The sequence below is a fragment of the Streptomyces sp. NRRL S-495 genome (assembly GCF_000966955.1).
Classification (GTDB): domain Bacteria; phylum Actinomycetota; class Actinomycetes; order Streptomycetales; family Streptomycetaceae; genus Kitasatospora; species Kitasatospora purpeofusca.
The window spans coordinates 1-3,517 of record NZ_JZWY01000630.1; the positions used below are offsets into that span (position 1 = coordinate 1).

At 73.5% G+C, this 3,517-nt stretch carries 1 protein-coding gene; it reads right to left on the bottom strand.

Annotated elements, in window-relative coordinates; genetic code table 11:
* A partial coding sequence (locus VR45_RS50205) for a DUF11 domain-containing protein (protein ID WP_159394391.1) occupies nt 1-3,517 on the bottom strand: 3,517 nt, incomplete at both ends.

The following is a 3,517-nucleotide window of genomic DNA, read 5'->3' on the forward strand; positions in this document are numbered from 1 at the left end:
TGCGGCGGGCGACGGAGAGGGCGATTCCTCCGCCGGCCGTCAGCGCCACGGCCACGTAGGCCAGTCCCTCGAGCGCGCCCGCCCCGGTGTGGGGGAGGGTGCCGTGGTGCCAGGGGGCGGGGCGGGGGTGCGGGCGCGGGCCGGGTTCGGTGGTGGCGGGGTGAGTGGTGATGGTGGCCCTGCCGGGGGGCGAGGTGATGGGGTGGTTGCTGCCAGGCGTGGTGCCAGTGGCGGCGGCGGTGTTGGTGAGGGTGCCGCGGGCGGCGTCCTCGGCGGTGACCCGGTAGGTGGCGGTGCAGGCGAGTTGCTGTCCGACGCCGAGGGAGGTGCCGGGGCAGGAGATCGCGGACAGCTTGCCGGTGCCGCTGAACTCGCCTTCGATTACAGAGAGCTGATGCATCGTCACATTGCCGGTGTTGGTGAGGGTGAAGGTGTAGGTGACGTCCTGGCCGGCGGTGACGTCGGCGCGGTCGGCGCTCTTGACGAGGGTCAGGCCCGGCTTGGGCGGGCTGCTGACCACCGCGGTGTCGGGCGGGCTGGTGACGGGGGTACCGCCGCCGGGCGGGGTGCCCGTCGCGGTCGCGGTGTTGCGGATGCTGCCGGTGTCGATGTCGGCCTGGGTGGCGGTGTAGCTGGTGGTGCAGACCAGCTGCTGGCCCGGGCGCAGCTCGCCGGAGCCGGGCGGGCAGGCGATCGGCGGGCGCTTGCCGGTGCCGGTGAAGACCGACTCGACGGGGCGGACGCCGGTGAGGGTGATGTTGCCGGTGTTGGTGACGGTGAAGGTGTAGGTGATCTGCTCACCGGCCTTGCTGACGGTCGCGGGCTCGGCCTTCTTCTCCAGCACCAGGGCGGGGCGGGACTCGTGGGGGACGGTCACGGAGGACGGCGGGCTGGTGACGGGCGGGGTGCCGCCGGGCCGCGGGTTGTCGGGCGGGGTGCCGTTGGCGGTGGCGGTGTTGCGGATGACACCGCGGTCCGCGTCGTCCTGGGTGACGGTGTGGGTGGCGGTGCACAGGACCTGGGCGCCGGGGGCGAGGGACTTCGCCGCGTCCGGGCAGCTGACCTGGGGGGCGGGACCGGAGCCGGTCCACTCCGTCTCGCTCACGCCGACGCCGGTGAGGGTGACATTGCCGGTGTTGGTGACGGTGTAGGTGTAGGTGATCTGCTCGCCGACGGTGAGGAGCTGCTTGTCGGAGGACTTGACCACCGTCAGCGCGGGCCGGGGATCGGTGGGGACGGTGGTGCTGCCGGGGGGCGAGGTGACCGGAGTGCCGCCGCCGGGCGGGGTGCCGTTCGCGGTCGCCGCGTTGTCGATCTTCCCGGCGTCCACGTCCGCCTGGGTGACGGTGTAGGTGGCGGTGCAGGTGACGATGCGTCCGGGGTCGAGCGAGCGGGCGTCCTCGGGGCAGGTGATCGGGGACAGGGTGCCGGTGCCGGTGAACGTGCCCTCGGTGACGGTGACGCCGGTCAGGGTGATGTTCCCGGTGTTCGTCACCAGGTAGGAGTAGGTGAGGGTCTCACCGGCGACGAGGTGCTGCTTGTCGGCGCTCTTCTCCACCACCAGGGACGGGCGCGGCGTGAACGGCACATCGGTGCTGGACGGCGGCGAGGTGACGGGGGTACCGCCGCCGGGCGGGGTGCCGGTCGCGGTCGCGGTGTTCTCGATCGAGCCGGCGTCCACATCGGCCTGGGTGACGGTGTACTCGGCGGTGCAGGTGACGACCGCGCCGGGGGCGAGGGAGTTCGCCGCGTCCGGGCAGGTGGCCGCGGGCGGGGTGCCCCGGCCGGTGAACGCGGTCTCGTCGACCCGCACGCCCGTCATGGTGACGTTGCCGGTGTTGGTGATCTCGAAGGAGTAGTGCAGGATCTCGCCGACCTGGAGGGCGCCGGTCTCGGCGGCGGCCTTGCGCAGGGTGAGGTGGGGCTTGGGGGGTGCGGTGACGGTGGTGCCGCTCTCGGGGGAGACGGGCGGGGTGAGCCCCGCGGGCGGGGTGCCGGTCGCGGTGGCGGCGTTGTCGATCTTCCCCGCGTCGATGTCGGCCTGGGTGGCGGCGTAGCGGGCGGTGCAGTTGAGGGTGGCGCCGGGGGTGAGCGGGCCGCCGGGGCAGTCGACCTCGGGGATGCCGCCGGTGCCGCTGAAGGAGGTCTCGGTGACCTTGAGGTCGGTGAGGGTGACGTTGCCGGTGTTGGTGAGGGTGAAGGTGTAGACGACGAGTTCGCCGGCCTTGGCGACGGTGGCGGGGTCGGCCTTCTTCTCCATCGTCAGGGCGGGGCGGGAGTCGTGCGGCACGAGCACCGAGTCCGGCGGGCTGGTCACCGGGGGCAGGCCGCCGGGCGGGGTGCCGGTGGCGGTGGCGCTGTTGCGCAGGGTGCCGCGGTCGGCGTCCTGCTGGGTGATGGTGTAGGCGGCGGTGCAGGTGGCGGCCGCGCCTGGGGCGAGCGGGGTGGTGGGGCAGGTCGCCCTGGGGGCGGGGCCGGAGCCGGTCCACTCGGTCTCGTTGACGGCGATGTCGGTGAGGGTGGTGTTGCCGGTGTTGGTGACGGTGAAGGTGTAGGTGATCTGCTCGCCGGCGACGAGCTGCTGCTTGTCCGAGGACTTGGTGATGCTGAGCGCGGGGGTGCGCTCGGAGGTGACGGTGGTGGTGGCGGGGGGCGAGGTGACGGGGGTCCCGCCGCCGGGCGGGGTGCCGGTGGCGGTGGCCGCGTTGTCGATCTTCCCGGCGTCCACGTCCGCCTGCGTCACCGTGTACGTCGCCGTACAGGTCCGGGCGGCGCCGGGGGCCAGCTCACCACCGGGGCAGGTCACCTTCGGCGCTCCCCCGCTGCCGGTGAAGGAGGTCTCGGTGATCGTGATGTCCGTGAGGGTGACGTTGCCGGTGTTGGTCGCCGTGTAGGTGTAGGTCAGGGTCTCACCGGCAACGAGGCGCTGCTTGTCGGCGACCTTGTCGACGTCCAGGGAGGGGCGGGGGTTGAAGGGCACGACCGTGCTGGAGGGGTCGGAGGTGACGGGCGTCCCGCCGCCGGGCGGGGTGCCGGTCGCGCCGGCGGTGTTCTCGACCGTGCCGGCGTCGACGTCGGCCTGGACGACGGTGTACTCGGCGGTACAGGTCACGACCGCGCCGGGGGCGAGGGAGCCCGCCGCGGCGGGGCAGGTGATCTGCGGGGCCGTGCCGCGGCCGGTGAACGCCGTCTCCTGGACCGTGACCGGGGCGAGGGTGGTGTTGCCGGTGTTGGTGACCTCGAAGGAGTAGTGCAGGATCTCGCCGACCTGGAGGGCGCCGGTCTCGGCGGCACTCTTGCGCAGCGTCAGGCCGGGCGCGGGGGGTGCGGTGACGGTGGCGGTCGACTCGTTGGACACCGGCGGGTTCATCCCGGCCGGCGGGGTCGCGGTGGCGGTGGCGGCGTTCTCGATCCGGCCCGCGTCCACGTCGGCCTGGGTGACGGTGTAGCTGCCGGTGCAGGTGACGGAGGCCCCCGGGTCCACGGTGCCGGGCGGGCAGGTGACCTGCGGACGCGT